The sequence below is a fragment of the Pseudomonas japonica genome, from assembly GCF_013522925.1.
Taxonomy (GTDB): Bacteria; Pseudomonadota; Gammaproteobacteria; order Pseudomonadales; family Pseudomonadaceae; genus Aquipseudomonas; species Aquipseudomonas japonica_A.
In genome coordinates, this window is sequence record NZ_JAAMQU010000004.1 from 101492 (window position 1) to 121779 (window position 20288).

General features: G+C 64.3%; 19 protein-coding genes and 1 pseudogene. All 20 read right to left on the reverse strand.

From position 1 onward, the window contains the following. Nucleotides 1-36: 36 nt before the first annotated feature. Entirely contained in the window at nt 37-1263 is a 1227-nt protein-coding gene (locus G7016_RS07560) for an MFS transporter (protein WP_181112378.1), read from the reverse strand. Nucleotides 1264-1374: 111 nt separating this feature from the next. Further along, on the reverse strand, nt 1375-2184 hold the full coding sequence (locus G7016_RS07565) for an amidohydrolase family protein (RefSeq protein ID WP_181112380.1): 810 nt from the start codon (nt 2182-2184) through the stop codon (nt 1375-1377). Between the two features lie 35 nt (nt 2185-2219). Next, nucleotides 2220-2939 carry a maleate cis-trans isomerase family protein gene (locus tag G7016_RS07570; protein ID WP_181112382.1) on the reverse strand — a complete coding sequence of 240 codons (720 nt, stop codon included), beginning with the start codon at nt 2937-2939 and terminating at the stop codon, nt 2220-2222. Between the two features lie 120 nt (nt 2940-3059). Then, the gene (locus G7016_RS07575; RefSeq protein WP_181112384.1) at nt 3060-3683 is read right to left on the reverse strand and encodes an MFS transporter; all 624 of its coding nucleotides are present in this window, start codon (nt 3681-3683) and stop codon (nt 3060-3062) included. Continuing rightward, nucleotides 3623-4510, reverse strand: a pseudogene (locus G7016_RS25040) (MFS transporter). The gene G7016_RS07575 and the pseudogene G7016_RS25040 overlap by 61 nt, the downstream one beginning before the upstream one ends. A gap of 80 nt (nt 4511-4590) precedes the next feature. After that, the gene (locus tag G7016_RS07590; RefSeq protein ID WP_181112390.1) at nt 4591-5868 is read right to left on the reverse strand and encodes a LysR family transcriptional regulator; all 1278 of its coding nucleotides are present in this window, start codon (nt 5866-5868) and stop codon (nt 4591-4593) included. Next, nucleotides 5865-6731, reverse strand: coding sequence for a fumarylacetoacetate hydrolase family protein (locus G7016_RS07595; RefSeq protein WP_181112392.1), 867 nt, complete (start codon nt 6729-6731; stop codon nt 5865-5867). Before G7016_RS07595 ends, G7016_RS07590 begins: the two co-directional genes overlap by 4 nt. Nucleotides 6732-6743: 12 nt before the next feature. After that, entirely contained in the window at nt 6744-7523 is a 780-nt protein-coding gene (locus G7016_RS07600) for an SDR family oxidoreductase (RefSeq protein ID WP_181112394.1), read from the reverse strand. 1 nt (nt 7524) lies between these two features. After that, on the reverse strand, nt 7525-8553 hold the full coding sequence (locus tag G7016_RS07605) for an amidohydrolase family protein (protein WP_181112396.1): 1029 nt from the start codon (nt 8551-8553) through the stop codon (nt 7525-7527). Further along, nucleotides 8550-9512, reverse strand: a complete 963-nt coding sequence (locus G7016_RS07610; protein WP_181112398.1) for a VOC family protein — start codon at nt 9510-9512, stop codon at nt 8550-8552. The genes G7016_RS07605 and G7016_RS07610 overlap by 4 nt, the downstream gene beginning before the upstream one ends. A gap of 31 nt (nt 9513-9543) precedes the next feature. Continuing rightward, complete coding sequence (locus G7016_RS07615) at nt 9544-10428, reverse strand: hypothetical protein (RefSeq protein WP_181112400.1); 885 nt, start codon at nt 10426-10428, stop codon at nt 9544-9546. A 21-nt stretch (nt 10429-10449) separates the two neighbouring features. Continuing rightward, nucleotides 10450-11409, reverse strand: coding sequence for an ABC transporter substrate-binding protein (locus G7016_RS07620; protein ID WP_181112402.1), 960 nt, complete (start codon nt 11407-11409; stop codon nt 10450-10452). Then, nucleotides 11406-12281, reverse strand: coding sequence for an HpcH/HpaI aldolase family protein (locus tag G7016_RS07625; protein WP_181112404.1), 876 nt, complete (start codon nt 12279-12281; stop codon nt 11406-11408). Before G7016_RS07625 ends, G7016_RS07620 begins: the two co-directional genes overlap by 4 nt. A 12-nt stretch (nt 12282-12293) precedes the next feature. Beyond that, on the reverse strand, nt 12294-13334 hold the full coding sequence (locus G7016_RS07630; protein WP_181112406.1) for a WD40/YVTN/BNR-like repeat-containing protein: 1041 nt from the start codon (nt 13332-13334) through the stop codon (nt 12294-12296). 222 nt (nt 13335-13556) lie between these two features. Further along, nucleotides 13557-15149: a GMC family oxidoreductase gene (locus tag G7016_RS07635; RefSeq protein WP_181112407.1), complete on the reverse strand. Its 1593-nt coding sequence runs from the start codon at nt 15147-15149 to the stop codon at nt 13557-13559. Further along, entirely contained in the window at nt 15146-15967 is an 822-nt protein-coding gene (locus G7016_RS07640) for a shikimate dehydrogenase family protein (RefSeq protein ID WP_181112409.1), read from the reverse strand. Before G7016_RS07640 ends, G7016_RS07635 begins: the two co-directional genes overlap by 4 nt. Before the next feature lie 71 nt (nt 15968-16038). Further along, complete coding sequence (locus G7016_RS07645) at nt 16039-16803, reverse strand: SDR family oxidoreductase (RefSeq protein WP_181112411.1); 765 nt, start codon at nt 16801-16803, stop codon at nt 16039-16041. Continuing rightward, the gene (locus G7016_RS07650; RefSeq protein ID WP_181112413.1) at nt 16800-17798 is read right to left on the reverse strand and encodes an NAD(P)H-quinone oxidoreductase; all 999 of its coding nucleotides are present in this window, start codon (nt 17796-17798) and stop codon (nt 16800-16802) included. Before G7016_RS07650 ends, G7016_RS07645 begins: the two co-directional genes overlap by 4 nt. Nucleotides 17799-17817: 19 nt before the next feature. Then, nucleotides 17818-18522, reverse strand: coding sequence for an ABC transporter ATP-binding protein (locus tag G7016_RS07655; RefSeq protein ID WP_181112415.1), 705 nt, complete (start codon nt 18520-18522; stop codon nt 17818-17820). Continuing rightward, nucleotides 18515-20287 (reverse strand): branched-chain amino acid ABC transporter ATP-binding protein/permease, encoded by a 1773-nt coding sequence (locus G7016_RS07660; protein WP_181112417.1) that lies wholly within the window; start codon nt 20285-20287, stop codon nt 18515-18517. Before G7016_RS07660 ends, G7016_RS07655 begins: the two co-directional genes overlap by 8 nt. Nucleotide 20288: the final 1 nt, after the last annotated feature.

Sequence of the window (20288 nt, forward strand, 5' to 3'; positions counted from 1 at the left end):
GAATGTGAAGGGGGGGCGCTGGCCGCGCCCGCCAGCTTATGGCGTGCCGCGGTGCCCGTGAGGGTCGAGCAGGGGAACGGCCAGGGTGTCGGCCCCGGTGACCCGCTTGCGCCCCCAGATCGGCAATGGCGCCAGCTGCATCAAGGTGGCGAGCGCGATGATCACCATCAAGGTGCTATACCCACCGTCCACCAGCAAGCTGGTGAAGACCGTGGGCGGCCCGAGCAGCACGCCGAGGTAAGTGGCTTGGGCCACCAGCCCGCTGGTGGCACCTAGGGCGGCGGTATTGGGCGCCGCAGCGGGCACGAACGTCCAGATCAGCCCGTTCACTACGCCTATCCCCAGGGAAAACGCACAGATCGCGACCACCGCGCTGCTCAATGCGATGCCCGGGAGGTAAAAGCAGATGCCACCGATCAGCAGCGTCACGCCTCCGGCCACCGCCAGCAGGCGGGAATCGCGCCGGCCCTTGAGATAGCCCACTCCGAGGCAGCCTACCACCACGAACACTTCGGCCAGGGTGCCCACGCCCGCCGCTACCGGCACACCCACGGCAAAGGCCTTGGTGACGTAAAGGGTGAGCGCGGCCATGATGCCGGTCTGGATGAAGGCCGATGCTGCGGACGCCGCCGCGATGCGGTAGGGCATGGGATGGCGCAGCACCACCCAGATATCGCTGAGGCGGCGCAATGCCTGGCCAGGCTCGCGCGCCGGCAGCAGCGGTGCCAGCGCGGCCAGCACCAGCATCAGCAGCGCATGCCCGCCAAAGGCCCAGCGCCAATGCTCGTCATGGCCCGCCAGGGGCGCGACCAGGCTCAGGGTGATGCCGATGCCTACGGCGGTGTGGGAGGTCCACAAGCCCAAGGCAAAGTTACGCCGCGCGCCGCTGGTGGTGCGCATCAATAACGTGACAGCGCCCACCGTCAAGGACAGATAGCCGATGCCTTCGACCAGCCGGCTGGCGAACAACACGCTGACACTCTCGGCATAGAACACGCCAAGGTTTCCGGCCAGCGCGCACAACGCTCCGGCAAAAATCACCTTGCGGTCGCCGATCCGGTCAATCAACCAGCCGCCGAACAGCGCCCCGAGCGCGGTAATCAGCGAAGGGATAGAGATGACCCAACCGGACCAGGCATGGGTCAGCTCGAAGTACCGGGCAATGTCACCGATGACTGGCACCGCCTGGGTGACCAGCGAAGTTGCGACCGTCCCGTAGACATACAGCAATACGATGCACGGCCATTTGCCTGCTTTGAACATGGTGGCTTCCTCCCTCGCCCCGGCGCTGGGCCTGGGCTTGTTGTTCTTGTGGAGTGCATGAACCGGCGCCTTGGCGCCCACAGCCTGTACAGCGCAAAGTGCGCCTGTGGCTCAGCCCCCGCTCCAGCCCAGCAACCGGCAGATCGTACCGCCCATCACACTGGCGAGCTCCGTGCTGCTCAACCCCGGCAGCGTGTCGCAGAAATGGCTCACACACTGGTGATACGGATGATGCAGGCGCGACAGGTCGCTCGCCCAGATCACACGCTCCGTGCCGAAGGCGTCGAATATACGTTGCAGGGGCTCTGCCAACGAACGAAACGGATACGGATCCAGCGCATAGTCCCCTACCCCGGCAGCCTTGACATAGACGTTCGGATACCCGGCCAGTGCCAGCAGCGTGGGCAAATGGTCGAACGCGGCAGGGCCGGTGGCGCCACGGGGCACCCCCAAGTGGTCGACGATCAGGCGAAGGTCGGGATGCCGCCGGGCGATCAGGGCGATGACCGGAAGCGCACCGGGTGCCAGGATGGCAACCGTTTGCCCGGTGGATTCGGCAAGCGACAGCAGTTTGTCGAAGCGGCCATCCTGCAGCGGGGCCAGGCGCTCCGGGCTATTGCACAGCAGCCGGATACCGCGCAGCCCTGGCTCGCCCTGCCAGCGTTCCAACGTTGTTTCAGGGGCCGGCATATGAGGATCGAGAACCCCCATCACCGAAAACCGTTGCGGGCACGCCCTGGCCAGGCTCAGCGAATACGTGTTGCCCAACGGGTCCCACAGCGGCGGCACCAGCACTACGCGGTCCACACCGGCCGCGGCCATTTCCGCTTCCAGTACCGCCTGCGTGATGGGTGTACGCCGGTGGTGTCCCGTAGAGGTTCCATTGGCCCAGGCATGTACCTGGGCGTCGACGATTTGCATGGTTCGCTACCTTTAGCGGTTTACAAAGAGGGTGCTCAGGCGAAGTTTTGGAACAGACGCCCGCCGCCGCGAATCTGGCCGTGCCAGCCCCCGTCACGCAGCAAGGCCCACAAGGTGGCCTGGTTACTGGTCACCACGGGCAATCCCAGCTCGGCTTCCAAGGGCTGCGCGGCTTCGAACGCGCGCACGTTCGCGCACGAAAGCAGTATCCCGCCCAGGTCAGCGGTTACATGGCCACGTACAAAAGCGGCGATGGCGTCAGGGGTCATCTGCGCAGCCTTGCGCGCATCGGTAAAGTCCAGCGAAACAGTGCTAATCACCTCATGGCCCGCCGCTTCGAGGGCTTCACGCTCAAGGCTGGAAAACACATCGCTGAAGGGGCACACGTGCAGCAGGCGCCTCGCGTCCACGGCACCCAAGGCTCGCTTGATCGCCACCATGGTGTTCGTAGTGGGTATGCCAAGCCCCTCGGTCATGCGCGCCGCCAGTTGCTCGTCGCCCGTGGCACCGTTGGCAACGCTGGCGCCTGTGCAATTGAAAGCGATGGCGGACGGGTTGAGGTCCATGAGCAGCGTCGCCTCGTCTGCTGCTTCGAGGTAGGCGCGCAGCAATGCCTCAGGGGTGACCCGGCCGCCCTCCTTGCGCAAGCGAATGCGGTGGATGTGATAGCTCACGTCGGCTGGGCAATAGCGGCGCAGGTCATCTTCGGCGATGGTATTGAGGGAGGGAACAATCATTCCCAGGCGAATCGTCATTATTGTTTTTCCCGTGGGAGCGGCGTGCGGGGCGCCGCGGTAGGCTGACTGTAGAGAGGGCAAGGCTTGGGCAGCTAATGGATTAACCGCCCTGCGCGATAGGATATTGCTGATTTGCCTTCAGCGGGGGCCGGGCAGGTGGGTTTTCTTGGCCAGCGCGGGCGCGGCGGGATCGGAGTTGGGCTCAGCGAAGCTTTGGTCCATGGATTCGAGCGAGCGCCCACGGGCTTCGATGCCGATCAGCAGGTAGGTAAGGCCGCAAACCAGCAAGCAGCATGAGAGAAAGGTGAACCCCGGCACGACGGCCGCTACCGTCGCCGCAGGCATCACTGCGTTGCTCGAACCCGCCACCAGCGCCAGGCCCATGGGGCCGATGATCTTGCCCACAGAGCCGGTGAGGCCTGCATAGCCCGCTCCGCTCCCGCGCAGGCGCGAGGGCCAGATCTCGGTGGAATACAACGCGCACACCGAGAAACTGCCGTCGGCGAAGATAAAGGCAACCAGCAGCGGCAACCAGAACCACGCCGCCAAGGCGCCTTGGGCACTTCCTGCATAGGCGGCGCCCAACAGCGAAAGCGCCGCCAGCAAAGCAAAATAGCCGCCGACCTTGCGCCGCCCCACGCGGTCGGCCAGGTATGCCGACAGCAACCGTGCAGCCATGCCACATACGCTGAACAGGATCATCAGCCGGGAAGCCTCGGCGGGCTCGATGTGCTGCACTGGGCCAGCAACATCGGTGCCCACAGCACAATGCCGTAATAGCCCGCTACCAGCCCTGCATTGATCAAGGTAGTGGTGATCAGGTTGCGCGGGCACTGGAAGATATCCTTCCAGCGGCTGGGCTGCGGCTGCGGCGTGCTGAGCTCCGCCTGGGCCGCCGGTGGCTGGCCGAGCGCCCAGGCGACAGAGGCCCTGGCATCGGCTTCGCGCCCTTGCAGGCTGAGCCAGCGAGGCGATTCGGGGATATAGAAGGCGCCGACCAAGGCGCTTACGGCAGGCGCCGCCCCCAGGGCGAAGGTCCAGCGTCAGCCCAACTCGGGAATCAGATAGGCGCCGCTGAAGGCGCCCAGCAGCAAACCGCCCGTGGTAATGGCCGACACGATTCCGGTGAGCATGCCGCGGCGTTTTGGTGGAATGAACTCCTGCACCAGGGCGATCTGGATAAAGTACCCGGCGGTGCAGAAGCCGACTACGGTGCGCAGGACGGCCATGTATTGCCAGCCCCCTTCAGGCGTGAACGCCAGCCCCAGGCTGGTGGCCGCCAGCAGCACCAGAGACGCAATGAACACGGGCTTTCGCCCGAACCGGTCCGCCACCGCGCCCCACACCACCCCTCCCAGTACAGCGCCGGCCCCCGAGGCCAGCAACACCGCGCCCATCACGCCGTAAGTGAGCCCCCAGGGTTTTATCAGGAAGGCCATGATAAAGCCGATCAGGTAGGCGTCCCAGAATTCCAGCATGCTGCCCACGCCTACCAGGCCCAGCAGGGCCCACTGGTTACGCGATAGCCGGGCCTGATCCTGAAATGGGCTTTTGCCGCTTGTTACATTCAACATGACCGTATTCTCCATTTACATGGCGCGGGGCAGCCGTGGCTGCGCCCCGCTTTATTGTTGTCGGTGCGATGCAAGGGGGTAGAGCGAGGCGTGCGTCAGGTAGCCGGGGCCAGGCTATGCCGGCTGGCTTGAGCGATAGCCTCGGCGTTGCGCCTGAGCGCGTTCAGGAACGTGCGCTGTACATCGTTGGGGCTCCATTCGCGTTTCTGCGTGATGCCCACGATCGGGCTGTCCCAAGTGAGCTCTACCGGCAGGGTGCCGAGCAGGCCGAAGCGCCGCTCGCTTAGCACCTCGGTCCAGCTGAGCACAGTGAGCATGTCGGTATCAGACAGGGTCAGCCGAATGGTGGACAGTGAATAGGTTTCGATGGTGGCCGGCGGCGGCGTGCCTTCGGAAAAGAGATGCTCATACGCTTCGCGGCGGGGTGAGCCTTTTGGAGGCAATATCCAGCGATAGCCACGCAGGTTGTCCACGGTGACCGCGCCCTGGCGCATCAACGGATGATCTCGCCGAGCCACGGCGCAGTAGCATTCGCGGTACAACGGCTGCTCGATGAAATCAAACACCGCGTCCGGTTGTTTGAGCAGGCCGAGGATGAAGTCCACCTCATCGCGCAATAGCTTGTTGAGCAGCGCTTCATAGGTATCGTTGACCACCACGACACGAGCGTCCGGGTAATGCTGGCTCAACTCATTGATGGCGTTCACGATGAGGATCGAAGGGTCGAGCATCAACACCCCGATCACCACACGCCGCTCCTTCGGCGCCTCATAGTTGTTGAGCGTAGTCACCAGTGCCTGGATCTGTTGGGCAACGGTGCGGAACTGGCGGGCAAAGGTTCGGCCCAGCGCGGTAGGGTGTACCCCGGTTGCGGTGCGCCGATACAGTTCGGCGCCCATGGCCTGTTCCATCGTGCGAGCGGCACGCTGCAATGATGCCTCGGTAATGCCCAACCGGCGCGCGGCAGCCCGAAACGACCCGCAGCCCTCCATGGCCAGCAAGCAGCGGGCCTGTGCCCGGGTGATACTGCAAGCCAGGGCCAGGGGGCCTACCGTGCGTGAACTGCACAACTGCGCCACCGCCGCCTCGGCCAACTGCAGAATGCGCCGCGTACGCACCAGGGCCGCCATGCCCGCGGCCCCCAGGTAAGTACCGGTGGTGGTGCGGTCAAACAACGCTACCCCGAGCATCTGCTCGAGCTCGGCCAGGCAGGCGGTGACCGCCGGCTGCGAGCGGGCGAGCTCGTTTGCGGCCTGGGTCACGCTCTCATGGCGCGCCACGGCTTCGAACACCCGTAGCTGCCACAGGCTGGGCAGGTCCCGCGTGGCCGCTGTCGGTGCGCTGGCCAAGGCCAGCTCGCCCTCGCCGCTCATGGCTGGCGCTCGACCGGGTTGCGCAACACGCCGATGCCTTCGACCGAGATCTCGCACACATCACCAGGCTGCATGAACACCGGCGGCTGGCGCGAAAACCCGACGCCGCTGGGTGTACCGGTGGCCAGCAAGTCGCCAGGTTGCAGCGGCGCCAGTGTGGAAGCGTATTCGATGAACCGGGGTATCTTGTGCACCATGCTGGCAACCAGGTCGTCCTGCATCACCTGGCCGTTGAGCCGGGTTTGAATACGCAGGGCGTCGACGTCTGGCACCTCGCTGGCCGGCACGATCCAAGGGCCCACCGAACCGCTGCGATAGAAGTTCTTGCCGGGGGTGATTTGCCGTGTGTGGAACTGCCAGTCCCGCACGCTGCCTTCGTTCATCAGCGTGTAGCCGGCCACATGGCCCCAGGCATCGGCCTGGCTGATGCGGTAGCCTGGCTTGCCGATCACCACCACCAGTTCGCCTTCGAAATCGAATTGCTCGCTCACGCCAGGGTGTAACAGCGGCTGCCCGTGGGCGGTGAGCGAATCGCGAGTACGGCCGAACAAGGCGGGTTGCTTGGGCAGTTCCTGCACCCGGCCGGCATTCTGCACCTCGTTGTGGTGCTCCACATAGTTCAGCGCCAGGCACCAGATATGCAACGGATCGGTAATCGGCGCCAGCAGGGTCACTTCGCTCAAGGCGTAGTCACCGCCCTGCCCGACCGCCTCCGCCACTTCAGCGGGCCAGCCGGCGGCGAGTACCGCCTTGAGGTCCGGGTACTGGTGGCCAAAGCGGGCGCCCAGGTCCACGACCTGATCGTCGTTTACTGCGCCCCAGGAAGCCTTGCCATTGCGTTCAAAACTGCAGTAACGGGTCATCGATGCGTCCTCTTAAACCAGCCCGGCGTAGGAACCGCCATCGAGCTGCAGGTTTTGACCGGAGATATAGCTCGCCTGGGCGCTGCACAAATAGGCGCAGGCATCACCGAACTCATGGGGTCGGCCCAGCCGTTTGGCGGCAATGGTGGCGGCGATGCGGCCCTTGGCTTCCTCTACGCTGATGCCTTCGCGGCTGGACATCCGGTCGGCCATGTAACGTTGGCGATCGGTATCGAAGCGCTCGGGCAACAGGTTGTTGAGGGTGACATTGTCGATGACGCAGTCGCGCTGCACGGACTTGCTCAAGGCGGTCAGCCCGGCGCGCACTGCAGCCGACAGCCCCATGGTCGCGCTGGGTGATTTCACCATGGCCGAGGTGATGTTGATGATCCGGCCAAACTTGCGGCTGCGCATGCCGGGCAGGTAGGCCTTGATCAGGAAGATGGGCGCGAGCATGTTGCCTTCCACTGCCGCCAGCCAGTCTTCCCGGGACCAATCCGCCAGCTTGCCGGGCTCGGGGCCTGCATTGTTGTTCACCAGGATGTCTGGCGACGGGCACGCCTGGATGATGCGCTCACGCCCTTGCTCGGTGCACAGGTCCGCCACAATCACCTCAGGGCGGTGCCCGGTTTGCGCCTCGATCAGGCTTGCGGCGGTTTCCAGCGAATCGAGGTTGCGGCCGTTGAGATAAACAACGCAGCCCTCACGTGCCAGCGAAGTGGCACAGGCAAGCCCAAGCCCCCGGGACGAGGCGCACACCAGCGCGGTTTTTCCGTTGATACCCAAGTCCATTTCAGTGCCCTCCTGCGTTCGTAATCGTTGCCAGCCGCTCGCGCAAGCGCGGGTAAACGGTAAGGGCGTTGTTGGCCAGCACGTTTTGCCGATTTGCCGGGGTAAGGTGTGGGCTAGCGCTGATGTAACGCCGGGTGTCGTCGTAGTGGTGGCCAGTTTGCGGATCGATGCCTTTCACGGCGCCGATCATTTCCGAACCGAACAGGATGTTGCGGTGCGGCACCACCTGGGTCAGCAGGTCGATGCCCGGCTGGTGGTACACACAGGTATCGAAGAACACGTTGTTCATGATTCCCTCGTCCAGGGTTGCCAAGCCCATGTCCTGGGCCAGCCCCCGGTAACGGCCCCAGTGATAAGGCACAGCGCCTCCCCCGTGCGGGATCACCAGCCGCAGGGTGGGGAAATCCTTGAACAGTTGCGGCGCCAGCAACAGCTGCATGAACGCAGTGGTATCACCATTGAGGTAATGCGCGCCCACATGGTGGAAACACGGGTTGCACGAGCTGCTGACGTGGATCATCGCCGGCACGTCCAGCTCCACGAGTTTTTCATACAGTGGGTAGTAGTGGCGGTCCGTGATGGGCGTGTCCGTCCAGTAGCCACCGGACGGGTCCGGGTTAAGGTTGCAGCCCACGAAACCCAACTGGTTCACGCAGCGCTCCACCTCGGCCACCGCTGCCGTGAGCGGCTGGCCCGGGGATTGCGGCAATTGGCACACACCTGCGAAATTGCGCGGGTACAGCTCCACCACACGGTGGATGAGGTCGTTGGCCACCTCGGACCATTCGATGCTGTGCTCCAGCGTGCCAAGGTGATGGCCCATCTGCCCGGCAATGGGCGACAACAAGGTCAGGTCCAGGCCACGCTCGGCCTGTTCTTTCAACTGCTTGCCTTCAAGGGCGTCACGCAGTTGAGCATCCGAAATCTCGGGTACCGTGCCCAGCCGCCCCGGGCTTTGTAGCTGGCGCTCGCGCCATTCGCGCAGCGCGGCGGGGGCCGTGGTGAAGTGACCGTGGCAGTCGATGATCATGAGGCGGCTCCCTGTGCCTTGGCGGCGGATCGCACCCCACCCACAATGGGCGAGGCTTGTTTGGTGAAGCGCTCCGGCGGCGCTTCGCCGGTGTCGTGGCTCATGCCCTCGCCGATCTGGATGTGGTTGAATTTGCTTCGGGCATTCATCCGTTCATGGGAAATCCAGTGTTCGTGCATCTGCCCGAAGGGGCTCATCCAGTAGTTGAATACCTGGCTACCGAGGGCGTGGCGGCCGATACCGCGCACATGGTCATGGTCGTTGCCGCGCATGTGATCGAGCCCGAAGAAAATGTCGTCCACCCCTTCGACTTCAAAGGACGCGTGGTGCATCCCGGCCTTGGGCCCACGCAACAGGAACAGGACGTGGTGATCCACCGGCTCGTCGCCAAGGTCCACCCGGTCGAACTGGCCGATCACGTTGTCGGGCGTGCCCACGTACAGCTCATCGGTGGGCAGCAGGCCCAGGGTGCGCTGGTACCAACCGATCATGCTCGGCAGGTTGGGGGTCATGTAGGCAGTGTGTGCCAGCCGGCGCACCCTGGCCGGGCCCAGCGTCCGGCTTTCGCCATCGGGCCCACGGATGATGGTGCGTGGCGGCAATGCCGCCACAGGTTGCTGCCCGGTGATCAGCTCCAGCACCATGCCGTTGGGGTCGGTGACGCGCACCCGCTGGCCACCCCCGGGGGCGTCCAGCTGCTCGATGCCGTGCGCTTCAGGCAAGCGCGCCGCCACTTCCAACAGCTCGGGCTCGCGTAGCTGGTAGCCGTAGCTCACCACCCCTGGGTCCCCCAGCTCGGTTACATGCAAAAAGGGCGTTTCGCCAACGCCCCGCATGTACAGCCGCTGGGCGTCGCGGTGCACCAACATCAAGCCAAAGTCTTCCAGAAACGCTTGCATCCGGCCCAGGTCGGGGGCACTGAGCCGCACGAAGGAAATGCCAGAAATGATCGAGGGCATAAGCCCCTCCTTTTATTATTGTCAGGGCGTGCTAGAGCAGCTCGCTCACACTGCCATAGAGTTCAGCCACGCTGTATGAACGGCTGATCAGCTTTTGCTCGAAGGCCAGGGCAATGGCCATTTCCAGTGCCGGTTGCAAGGCGGCGAAACCATGAGGCTGAAGGTCGACTTTCCCTTGTTCAGTGCCTGCTGCGTGCTCCCGTGCACGTACCAGCAGCGCATACACCGCCGCCACGGCCTCGGGATGGGCGGCCACAGCATCGCGCCGCATCGCCACCACATGGTTGATCGGGACTACCCCGGTGCGGGCATGCCAGGCCAACGCGGTGTCTGCCGGCGAAGCAATCAGTGGCCGCAGGCCGGGTTCGCCAGACAGCCCACCGCCGGCGATGATGGCGTCCACCTCTCCCGCTCGCAGCAGCTGCTCTAGGTTGCGGTCCGATTCGATTCTGGTCACCCAGGCGGGCTCTTCATAACTAGCCACGTGAGCGCCTTCCTGACTAAGCCATTGCACCTCTGGCAGGGCGACGCCGTACTCATGGGTCAACAGGCCACGTACCCACGTGGGTGTTGTCTGGGTCCAGGCCCGCATGGCCACGCGCTTGCCCGCCAGGTGTTCGGGGCGAAGGTCGCTGTCTTCCCGGCAAAGGATGCTTTTATGGTGGAAGCCGCCATTCATTACGAACGGCAGCAGCAGGTAAGGCGCGCCCGCATCGAAGGCTTGCAGGAAGGTCATGATGGCAACTTCCGCAACCTCGAAGGCGTGCTCACGCACAACAGCCTTGAAAGCCTTCTGCGCTACGTCCACCGGGGCGAACTGCAACTCCACTTGCGCGGAGGTCAAACGTTTATCCTTGAGGGCCGTTGTTTTGGGATACGTGCCCATCATGGTGCTCAAAGGGATTGCCGCGCTCATATGTGCTTCTCCAGGGAGTGGTCAGGCCACGGCAGGGGTGGCAGGGGCGTGCCTAGGGTCAGGGAAGGCCTGTTCCAGCGCCGGCGGGTCGGTGATCAGCCCTTGCTCGTGAACGTAACGGACAAGCGCGGCGAACGAGGCGGCGTTTTCCGCCAGGCCATAAGGCAATGGGTTGCCCAGCCACTCGCCCAGGCGCTTGTAGCGAAGGTCCTCGGGTTGCGTGGCACTGCCTTGGGCAATACGCGCCAGGTAGTTGTCACGGGCCTGCACAAAGGCTTCGAACAGCGCCAATGCAAGGCCCGGGTGTCGGCGCAACACCTCATCGCGCACCACGATCACCCCATGCAGCGGGTACACACCGGTACGTGCATACCAGGCTCGCTCCCGCGCCGGGGCGTCGGCGACCACATCCACCCAGCCTTCGATGGGCGCGTTGCCTAGCCCAGCCAGGCCGGAGAAACCGGCGTCCAGCTCGCCGCGCTCCACCCGCGCACTCAGGCGCTCGCCCTCTGGCAACAGGCGCACATTGGAGGGCAGCGGCGTGCCGGGTACGTTCTCGGCTTCTTCGGTGATCCATTGCACCCGGGAACTGTCCAGCCCGAAATCATCAGCCAGAATGCCTCGGGTCCAAACCGCCGCGGTCACCCCATACGCCCGTACACCTACGCTGCGGCCTTCCAGGTCGCGGGGCTCGAAAATGCGCACGCCCGGCCGACATAGCAGCCCTTCGTGCCGGAAGCGGCGGGTCATCGGAAGCGGCAAAGCGGTGATGGGCGCCCCGCTGGCCCGGGCCACAAGGTAGGCCGTGGGCGCCATTTCGCAGATGTCGTACGGCTGGCTGCGGGCCATGTCGCGATAGGCATCCGGCATGCGTTTGACGTCGATGAAGTTCAGGTTAACGCCCAACACCTTGACCTTTCCGTCGCGCAGATCGGCGACCTGGCCATGAGGCCCCAGCACAATGCTCAGCGGCTCGTTCATGGTCGGGCTTCCTGGCCAGAAGTCGTCAGCGCCCGGCCCTTTTCCAATGCCGAGAAGTCGCGTTTGGGGTAGGTCATCAGGAAGCGGTATCCCTGCTCCAGCACCTGCGCCACGTTGGCCTCGGTCACATGGGGGTGGCCGACCGGTACGTTATGGGCCTTGCCTACTTCCAGTACATGGGCCATGAGGCGCAGCAATTCGGGATTGTCATACTGGCGCGGGCAGCCCAGTTCCTGGGTAAGGTCCCCTTCGCCGATCAGCACCACGCCAATGCCGGGCACTTGGCGAAGGATGGCTTCAAGGTTATTGACCGCCGCCACGTCTTCGATCATCAGCACTACCAGCACTTCGCCTTCCGGCGCCAGCGGCCATACGTCCGCCTTGCGGTAGTACTCCTGCTGAGACACGCCCCAGTAGCGGGCGGCGGGCATGGGCGCGTCGCCGCGCACACCCTTGGGCTCATACAAGGGCGCGGCTGGCAGCCGCGGATAGCGGCAGGCGGCGACCGCGTTGTAGGCCTCTTCGGGCGTGCTGATGCGGGGCCACACGATGCCATAAGCGCCCAGGTCCAGTGCCTGCTTGGCGAACCAGAGGTTCATCTCGCTGCCGCTAGGAGGAATGCGCACCAGTGGCGTCATCGGATTGGTCAGCGAGCCGGCCTTGGCGATCCGCTCGCGCAGCATCAAAAACTGCATGGACATGCGCAGCGCCTTGATGTCCCACGGGTTGTGCTCCAGCTCGAAAACCACGCCGTCATTGGCCGATTGGGCAAAGGCGACCGCGTTTTCGATTTCCGCCTGAAGGAAGGAGGTAAAGGCAACGCCCCGGCCACTCTCCAACGCGCGGATGATGCCGTTCAGTCGTTCAGTCATGGATGGTCCCCGTCAGAGAATGGCGCTACAGAACGCATCACCTGCGTCCTCGGGCAGTTGCTTTTCGACCCACTCCCGGCCCCCGTCGAGGGTGTAGAACACCTGCCCGCCGCGGGTCACCGTGATCACACCAGCAGGGTCACTCACATGGGTGCCGAATCCCATCATGGTGCTGCGCGCGGTCACTGCCTCGTCGGCGCGGTACCAGCGCTCACCCAGGTCATCGGTGCGGTAAAGGGCCCCCGCATGGCTGCGGGAAGAAATGCTGAAGCAGGCATACATCGACGTCGGCTGGCCATGGATCACCCGGCACTCACGGGTGTAGTCGAAGGGCGCGAAGTTGCGCACGGCCAAGTCACGGAAGTGCTTGCCGCGGTCCAGGCTTTCGAAGATGCCCATGCGGCAGATGTAATACACCGCGTCCGGCTTCGCGGGCGTGGTTGTGACCGCATGGCCGTCGAACATGCCTTCGGTGTCGTCGGTGGTCAGCTCGGTGTTTTTCAGGTGCGCCAGGGCGGCGAGGGCCGAAAGGCCCTGCGCTTCGCTGCGCCAGTGGCGCCCGCCGTCTTCGCTGATGTAGAAACCACTGATTTCGGCGGCGGCATACGCAAGGTTCGGGTCGGTGGGATGAAACGCCACCCGCATCAGGCGGGAGCCGCCAAAGGAAATCTGGAAACGTTCGGGAAACTCACCCGTGCACTGCGCCCAGCTTTGCCCGGCGTCTTCGCTACGCCAGAAGCCCACCGGCGCCGTGCCGGCAATCAGCACGTCCGGGTTGTGCGGGCTCACGGCCAGGCTCCAGATCGGTACGGGCGCCGGGGTGACCGCCAGGCGCTCCCAGCTCTGCGCGCCATCGCTGGAGCGGTACAAGCCCTTGCGCGTCGCCAGATACACCACTTCGGGGCGGGTGGGGTGAGGTGTGATCGCCTGTACGCAAGCATCCAGAGGGATGCCCTCGGCCAGTTCCAGTTCCCCGCCAGGCTTCAGGCGGTACAGCGAACCAACAGCCCCCGGGCGGGTGACGGCGGTGCCTACCAACATCAGGTTTCGCATCTGCTACTCCTGCCAACTGTTGTTGTTCTTCGTGCCGCAGGCAGGGCCTGGCGGCTGACGTAGGCCAGTCTATGCAGGAGCAACTAGGCGTGGTTATTGGAAAGGTGCGGGGGTAATAGATTATTGCTGAGTTGGGTTCGTAGGCCCGGCAGGGCCGTGGATTCGGCGGTAGCGGTCGCAGGCAAGCCTCGCTGCTACGGGGCCGGCCCACGAAATGACCGGCTAAACAGCCTCTTGCAGGATCAGGTCCGCCGCCCGTTCGGCCACCGCCATCACCGCGCCTTGGATATTGCCGGACACCATGGTCGGGATGACCGAGGCGTCCACCACGCGCAATCCCGCCAGGCCCTGTACGCGCAAGGCAGCGTCCACCACGGCGAGCGGGCCTTCCCCCATTCGGCAGGTGCCGATGGGGTGGTAGATCGTCTGGCCATTGTCACGGGCAAATTCGAGCCACTGTTCATCGCTGGTCACGCCCTTGCCAGGGCTCGTTTCCGCCTCGATATAATGCTGCAACGCCGGTTGGCCGACGATCCGCCGGGCGATGCGCATGCCCTCGATCATGCTCTGGCGGTCTTCTTCTGCATCCAGGAAGTTCGGCTTGATGGCCGGCATCTGGCTGGCGTCGGCTGACTGGATGTGGATGCTGCCTACGGATTTGGGCCGTAGCTGGCTTACGCCCAGGGTCATGCCGGGATGGCGGTCGAGGATTCGCTCTGCGGCGTTGGCGTAACTGGCATGCACGAAGAAGTACTGCACGTCCGGGGTGGCGAGCTCTTTTCGGGTTCGCACGAAGCCATGCACCAGCCCCGTGCCCAGGGTGAGAATCCCGGTGCGCCGGCGCGCGTATTCGGCAACCGCCAGGCCAAGGCGCCATCCTCGCGCCATTTCATTGAGCGTGAGCGTGTTCTTCAGGCGCCAGTTCATGCGCGTGGCGAAGTGGTCGATGTAGTTCTCGCCTACGCCGTCGAGCCGGTGCTGCATCGCGATGCCCGCCTGGCGCAATACGTCTTCCCGGCCAATGCCGGATAACTCCAGCAATTGCGGCGTTTGAATGGTGCCGGCACAGAGGATCACCTCCCTCCCCGCCTGCACAGTGACCTCACGTTCACCCACGCGATAACGCAACCCAACGCAGCGGCCCTGGGCCAGTTGCAATTGCTGCACCTGCGCGCCCGTAACCACTTCGAGGTTCGCTCGCCGGCGTATGGGTTTGAGGTAAGCGTCGTAAGCGCTCCAGCGGCGGCCCTGCTTCTGGAACACCTGGTAGTAGCCAAAACCTTCTTGCACGCTGGCGTTGTAATCGGGGTTGGCCGGTTGGCCGTCTTGCCGCGCCGCTTCAAGGAAGGCCTGGGCAATGGGGTACATTTCATTCACCCGATGCACATTCATCGGCCCCTCGCGCCCGCGCCCTTCGCCCCCGTGTTGGTAGGCCTCCAGCTTGCGGAAGTAAGGCGCCATGCTCTGGAAATTCCAGCCCTTGGCACCAGCCTGTTCCCAGGCATCGTAGTCGCCCGGCTGCCCGCGCACGTAGATCATGCCGTTGATCAGGCTTGAGCCCCCGAGCCCCTTGCCGCGAGGTACCGCAATCACCCGGCCCTTGGTGTTGGGTTCAGGCGCGGTCTGGAAACGCCAGTTGTAACGCGTATTGACCAGCAGTTTGCTGAAGCCTGCGGGGATGGGAATCCACGGGCTTTTGGGTTCGCCGCCCGCTTCCAGCATCAACACCTTGAACCGGCCGCTGGCGGTAAGCCGATTGGCCAGCACACAACCGGCGGTCCCTCCGCCCACAATCACATAGTCGTAGACTGTCATGCCGCGCCCTCCGACACCGGTGCGCCCATCGCGCGGGCCATCAACCGCGCCTGGCACAACAACATGGGCAGCCCTTCCTGAATGCGACAACCTCGGGCGGCAGCCGCCAGCAACAAAGGGGTACGGGCTGGCTGCATGATGATCTCGGCCACCCACTGATCGCCACTGAGGCGGCTGGTGTCGCAGGGTAAAAGGTCCCCTTCGCGCAGGCCGAGTGACGTGGCATTGACCACCAGGGTATGCCCGCTCGGGTCTGCGTTACCCAAGTGCAGCGGTAACGTGGGGAAAGCCGCGCGCAGGCGTGCAAGCAAGGCCTCGGCCTTTGCCGCGGTGCGGTTGGCAACGGTCAGCCGGGCAACCCCTGCTTCGGCCAGGGCAAAGGCAATGGCATTGGCCGCCCCGCCCGCGCCGGCCAGGTAAACGCTCGCGCCGGCAGGCTCGAAGCCTTTCTGCCGCAGCCCGGCCACGAAGCCGATACCATCAAGGATGTCGCCAATCAGCTCCCCGGCGGGGCTGCGCCGAACTACGTTGACCGCGCCCACCTGTTGAGCGTGGGCCGTCACTTGGTCGCACAACGAAAGCATGGCGGTCTTGTGGGGTACGGTAACGATAAAACCTTCCAGGTTCGCCAGCGACCGCAGGCCTGCTATGACCGCTGGCAATCCGCTGGCAGTGACGTGGAAAGGCACCATCACCCCCTCATGGCCGACCTGCTCGAACAGGGCATTGATAACCTGAGGTGTCTTCACCTGGAGGATAGGGTCCGCGATGATTGCGTACAGGCGCGTGGCGCCGGAGATCTCACTGATACTTTTCATGTCGTTCACGCCAAAGTGAATGCGTCTTGGACTGAAGGCGCGCGCCACTGGGCCGCGCAAAGTTTGGCGGGTCAGCGCATCAGCCAGCCGCCGGCCACGTCAAGCACCTGCCCGGTCACAAAGTTGCTGTCGCGGCTGGTCAGAAAACACGCGGCATCGGCCACCTCCGACGGCTGGCCCAATCGGCCCAGCGGGGTTTCGTCGATCACTGCCTGGTTGGCCGCGGCGGCAACGGTTTTCAGCAGCGGCGTTTCAATGCGGCCAGGCGCGAGGGCGTTGACCGTGATGCCATAAGGTCCCAGTTCCCCGGCCAGGTGCCGGGTAAAGCCGATAATCGCGGCCTTGGTAGCGCTGTAATGCGCCGCCACCAGTGGCAGGTATGCGCTGCCCGCCACCGAGGACATGCTGACGATACGGCCGAACCGGCGGTCGACCATCCCAGGCGACAATAACCGGCTGAGGTTGAACGCCCCCGTAAGGTTGATCGCAACCACCCGATTCCATTCCGCCGGGTCCATCTGCCAGATGGGCGCGGCCTGGCCGTTGTGCTTGGGCGACACACCGGCATTGTTGATCAGGGTATCGATAGGCCCCAGGCTGGATTCAAGCTGGGCGCACGCTCGTTGGCACTGATCGAAATCAGCAACGTCCGCTTGATGCCAGGCTACCTGGTACCCCTGCTCTTGCAGGCGCTCGGCCTGGTCGCGTGCGCGCTGCCCGTCCGCGTCGAGGATCGCCACCACCGCGCCTTCCTCGCAGTAGCGCTGGGCAATGGCCGCGCCGATACCGCTGCCGGCCCCCGAGACCAGCACGGTACGCCCCTGGTGCCGGTTCATGGGTTCACCTCCAGCATAAGCTTGCCGATATGCCGGCTGCTTTCCATCACCGTGTGCGCTTGAACTACCTCGGCCAAAGGGAAGGTTGCATGGATCACTGGCCGGCACTGCCCCGCTTTGAGCAGCGGCCATACCTGATGCTGCAGCGCTGCGGCAATGCCTGCTTTCTGCTCCCGGCTGCGAGGGCGCAGCGTGGAGCCGGTGAAGGTCAAACGGCGCAGCATGATCGGCATGGCATCCAGTACCTGCTTGCTGCCTTCAAGGAAGGCGATCTGTACCAGCCGCCCTTCCACGGCCAGGGCCGACAGATTGCGCTGGATATAGTCCCCGCCGACCATGTCGAGGATCATTTCCACGCCGCGCCCCTGGGTCACTTCGGCAACTACCTGAGTGAAATCTTCCTCGCGGTAATTGATCGCCCGGGCGGCCCCGGCTTTCAGGCACGCCTGGGCTTTCTCGGCCGAACCTACCGTGGTCAGCACACGCGCCCCGAAGTGGCTGGCCAGCTGGATTGCCGTGAGCCCGATGCCGCTGGAGCCGCCGTGCACGAGAAGGGTCTCGCCCGATTGCAGCCGGCCGCGTTCGAACAGGTTGGTCCACACCGTGAAGTAGTTTTCCGGCAACGCGGCGGCTTCCAGCAAAGAGAGGCCCGCCGGGACCGGCAAACAGTGCTCGGCCGGTACCACACAGTACTCGGCGTAACCTCCGCCAGGCGTGAGGGCGCAGACTTTATCGCCCAGCGCCCAGTGGTTCACACCCTCGCCGAGGGCGACGACTTCACCCGACACTTCGAGCCCCAGCAGTGGCGAAGCGCCTGGGGGCGGCGGGTAGCTGCCGGAGCGTTGCAGTACGTCCGGCCGATTGACCCCAGCGTACGCGACCTTGAGCAACATATCCCCAGGCCCTGGCTGGGGCACCGGGCCTTGGGCAACGACCATGCAGCTTGCCGGGCCGCCTTGGCCATGTTCGATCTGACGCATCGTGTTGGTGCTCATGCAACCTCCAAAATGGTGTTCACAGGCCCAGGTAGGCTCGCTTGATATGAGGGTTTTCCAGCAGCTCGCGGCCCGTGCCGGTCAAGGTGACGGCGCCGTTTTCCAGCACATAGCCACGGTGGGCAATGCGCAGGGTATGCACGATGTTCTGCTCGACGATGAGCACCGTGGTGCCCAGGGAAAGGATTTTCTCGATGATGTCGAACACCTGAGACACCAACAGCGGCGACAGGCCGAGCGAGGGCTCATCGAACATCAGCAGCTTGGGTTCGGCCATCAGGCCCCGCGCGATAGCGACCATTTGTTGCTCGCCACCTGATAAGGAACCCGCCAACTGATCAAGGCGCTCGCGCACCCTTGGGAACAGTTCCAGCACCTGCTCCAGGCGCTGCTTGTAGCCGATGCGGGCGCTGCGTTTGTAAGCGCCCATCAGGAGGTTGTCCCGCACGCTGATAAAGGGGAACAGCTGGCGCCCTTCCGGAATAAGCGTAATACCCGCCTCTACCACTTCATCGGGGCGGCGGCCGTCCAGGCGTTGCCCTTCGAATTCGATCGTCCCCTGTGTGGGCTTTACCAGGCCACACAGGCTGCGCAAGGTGGTGGTTTTGCCCGCCCCATTGGCGCCGACGATGGTGACCACTTCGCCGGCGTTCACCTCTATGGAGACGCCGCGCAACACTTCGGTACGGTCATAGCCGGCATGCACGTTGTTGAGCCTAAGCATGGCTGTACTCCTTGCCCAGATAAGCCTCGATCACCTGCGGGTTGCTGACCACCTCACTGGGGAGGCCTTCCATCAACATTGCGCCGGAACTGATCACCACGATCCGGTCCGAAAGGGTCATGGTGGCTTGCATGATGTGCTCGATCATCAGCACGCTCACGCCGGCATCGCGCACCCGCCGGATAATCTCGATGGCCTTGGCGACATCGGTAGGGTTGAGCCCGGCCATCACCTCGTCCAGCAACAGCACCCGGGGCCGGGTAGCCAGCGCCCGGGCCATTTCCAGGCGCTTCATGCCGCCCACCGTGAGGTTGCGGGCGCGGGTTTCGAGCAGGCTGGTAAGTTCGGTGAGCTGCGCCACTTGGGCGGCGATGGCGCGTGCTTCGGCCGGCACCCGGGTATGCATGAAGGCACCGAGCATGATGTTCTCGCTCACGGTAAGGTCGGCGAACGGTTGAACGATCTGGAACGTGCGGCCGATCCCCGCCAGCGCGAACTGTGCCGGGCTGCTCGGGGTAATCCAGCGGCCGTCGCGTGTGCGGACTTTCACCTGCCCCTCCGAGGGCGGCAAAAAGCCGGACAACTGGTTGAATACCGTGGTCTTGCCTGCCCCGTTGGGCCCGATCACGCCAACGATTTCCCCCTCGTTAAGGCTGATGGAGACATCGTTCGTGGCATGCAGGCCGCCGAAGTACTTGTGCAGGTGTTCAGCCACCAGAATAGGCTCGCCCCGGGTAGTGCTCACCGCTGCGGCTACCGGTGCGGGCGCCTCGGGCAAAGGCTGATGGCGGCCGCCAGGCAGGCGGTCGATCCATGCGCCCACCCGCCCTCCAAAGCGGCCGACGATCCCTTGCGGGATGGTCAGCACCACCGCCACCAGCACCAGCCCATACACCAGGCCATGAACCCCGCTGCCCATGTCGCCCAACCAGCCACGCGCCAGCTCGGCCAGCGGCAACACCAGCACCGTGCCGATCAAGGGGCCCGACACCGTGCCCAGCCCGCCAATCAGGGCGAACATCGCAACCTGGATCGACAGCTCCAAGGAGAACATCGCCCCCGGCTCGATGAACGTGAGGTACATGGCATGGAAGCTGCCCACCAGGCTGGTGAGGCACGCGGAGATCATCACGGCGGCCAGCTTCACCTTCACCGCGCTCACCCCCACCGCCTGGGCGGCGTCTTCACGCTCGCGCACGGCGATCAGGTAATAGCCAAGCCGTGACTGCTTGAGCTTCCAGCCCACCACCAAGGTAACGGCAAGGAAGCCGAAGGCAATCAGCAGGTACGGCCAGCGCTGGCGGAACAGCATCCATTCGGCGCCCATCTTCAAGGGCACGGCCAGCCCGGTAGCGCCACCGGTGATGTCCTGCTGATTGATCACCACCAGGCGAACCACTTCAAGCACGGCGATAGTGGCCAGCGCAAAGAACGGCCCGCGCAGGCGGAAGCAGGGCCAACTGATAACGACTGCCAGCACCGTGGACAAGGCCGCGCCCACGAACATGCCGATCCAGGGGGTGAGTTGGAAATGGATCACCAACAGGGTTGCCACATAGGCGCCTACCCCATAGAACACCGCATGCCCCAGCGACAACTGGCCGGCAAAGCCGCCCACGATGTTCCAGGCACCGGCAAGGGCGGCGTAGCTGCACACCAGGATGAACAGGTGGAACACAAAGGGCGAGCCGACCGCGAACGGAATGATGAGCAGCAGCGACAACGCCAGCAGGCTCACGTACACACGGGGGTGGGTCAGGTTCATG

Coding starts and splice junctions, on each gene's coding strand:
- G7016_RS07635 (WP_181112407.1), bottom strand. CDS start 15,149: ATGACAGTCTACGACTATGTGATTGTGGGCGGAGGGACCGCCGGTTGT.
- G7016_RS07595 (WP_181112392.1), bottom strand. CDS start 6,731: ATGACCCGTTACTGCAGTTTTGAACGCAATGGCAAGGCTTCCTGGGGC.
- G7016_RS07655 (WP_181112415.1), bottom strand. CDS start 18,522: ATGCTTAGGCTCAACAACGTGCATGCCGGCTATGACCGTACCGAAGTG.
- G7016_RS07640 (WP_181112409.1), bottom strand. CDS start 15,967: ATGAAAAGTATCAGTGAGATCTCCGGCGCCACGCGCCTGTACGCAATC.
- G7016_RS07565 (WP_181112380.1), bottom strand. CDS start 2,184: ATGCAAATCGTCGACGCCCAGGTACATGCCTGGGCCAATGGAACCTCT.
- G7016_RS07650 (WP_181112413.1), bottom strand. CDS start 17,798: ATGAGCACCAACACGATGCGTCAGATCGAACATGGCCAAGGCGGCCCG.
- G7016_RS07630 (WP_181112406.1), bottom strand. CDS start 13,334: ATGCGAAACCTGATGTTGGTAGGCACCGCCGTCACCCGCCCGGGGGCT.
- G7016_RS07600 (WP_181112394.1), bottom strand. CDS start 7,523: ATGGACTTGGGTATCAACGGAAAAACCGCGCTGGTGTGCGCCTCGTCC.
- G7016_RS07620 (WP_181112402.1), bottom strand. CDS start 11,409: ATGAACGAGCCGCTGAGCATTGTGCTGGGGCCTCATGGCCAGGTCGCC.
- G7016_RS07615 (WP_181112400.1), bottom strand. CDS start 10,428: ATGAGCGCGGCAATCCCTTTGAGCACCATGATGGGCACGTATCCCAAA.
- G7016_RS07625 (WP_181112404.1), bottom strand. CDS start 12,281: ATGACTGAACGACTGAACGGCATCATCCGCGCGTTGGAGAGTGGCCGG.
- G7016_RS07560 (WP_181112378.1), bottom strand. CDS start 1,263: ATGTTCAAAGCAGGCAAATGGCCGTGCATCGTATTGCTGTATGTCTAC.
- G7016_RS07610 (WP_181112398.1), bottom strand. CDS start 9,512: ATGCCCTCGATCATTTCTGGCATTTCCTTCGTGCGGCTCAGTGCCCCC.
- G7016_RS07570 (WP_181112382.1), bottom strand. CDS start 2,939: ATGACGATTCGCCTGGGAATGATTGTTCCCTCCCTCAATACCATCGCC.
- G7016_RS07645 (WP_181112411.1), bottom strand. CDS start 16,803: ATGAACCGGCACCAGGGGCGTACCGTGCTGGTCTCGGGGGCCGGCAGC.
- G7016_RS07660 (WP_181112417.1), bottom strand. CDS start 20,287: ATGAACCTGACCCACCCCCGTGTGTACGTGAGCCTGCTGGCGTTGTCG.
- G7016_RS07605 (WP_181112396.1), bottom strand. CDS start 8,553: ATGATCATCGACTGCCACGGTCACTTCACCACGGCCCCCGCCGCGCTG.
- G7016_RS07590 (WP_181112390.1), bottom strand. CDS start 5,868: ATGAGCGGCGAGGGCGAGCTGGCCTTGGCCAGCGCACCGACAGCGGCC.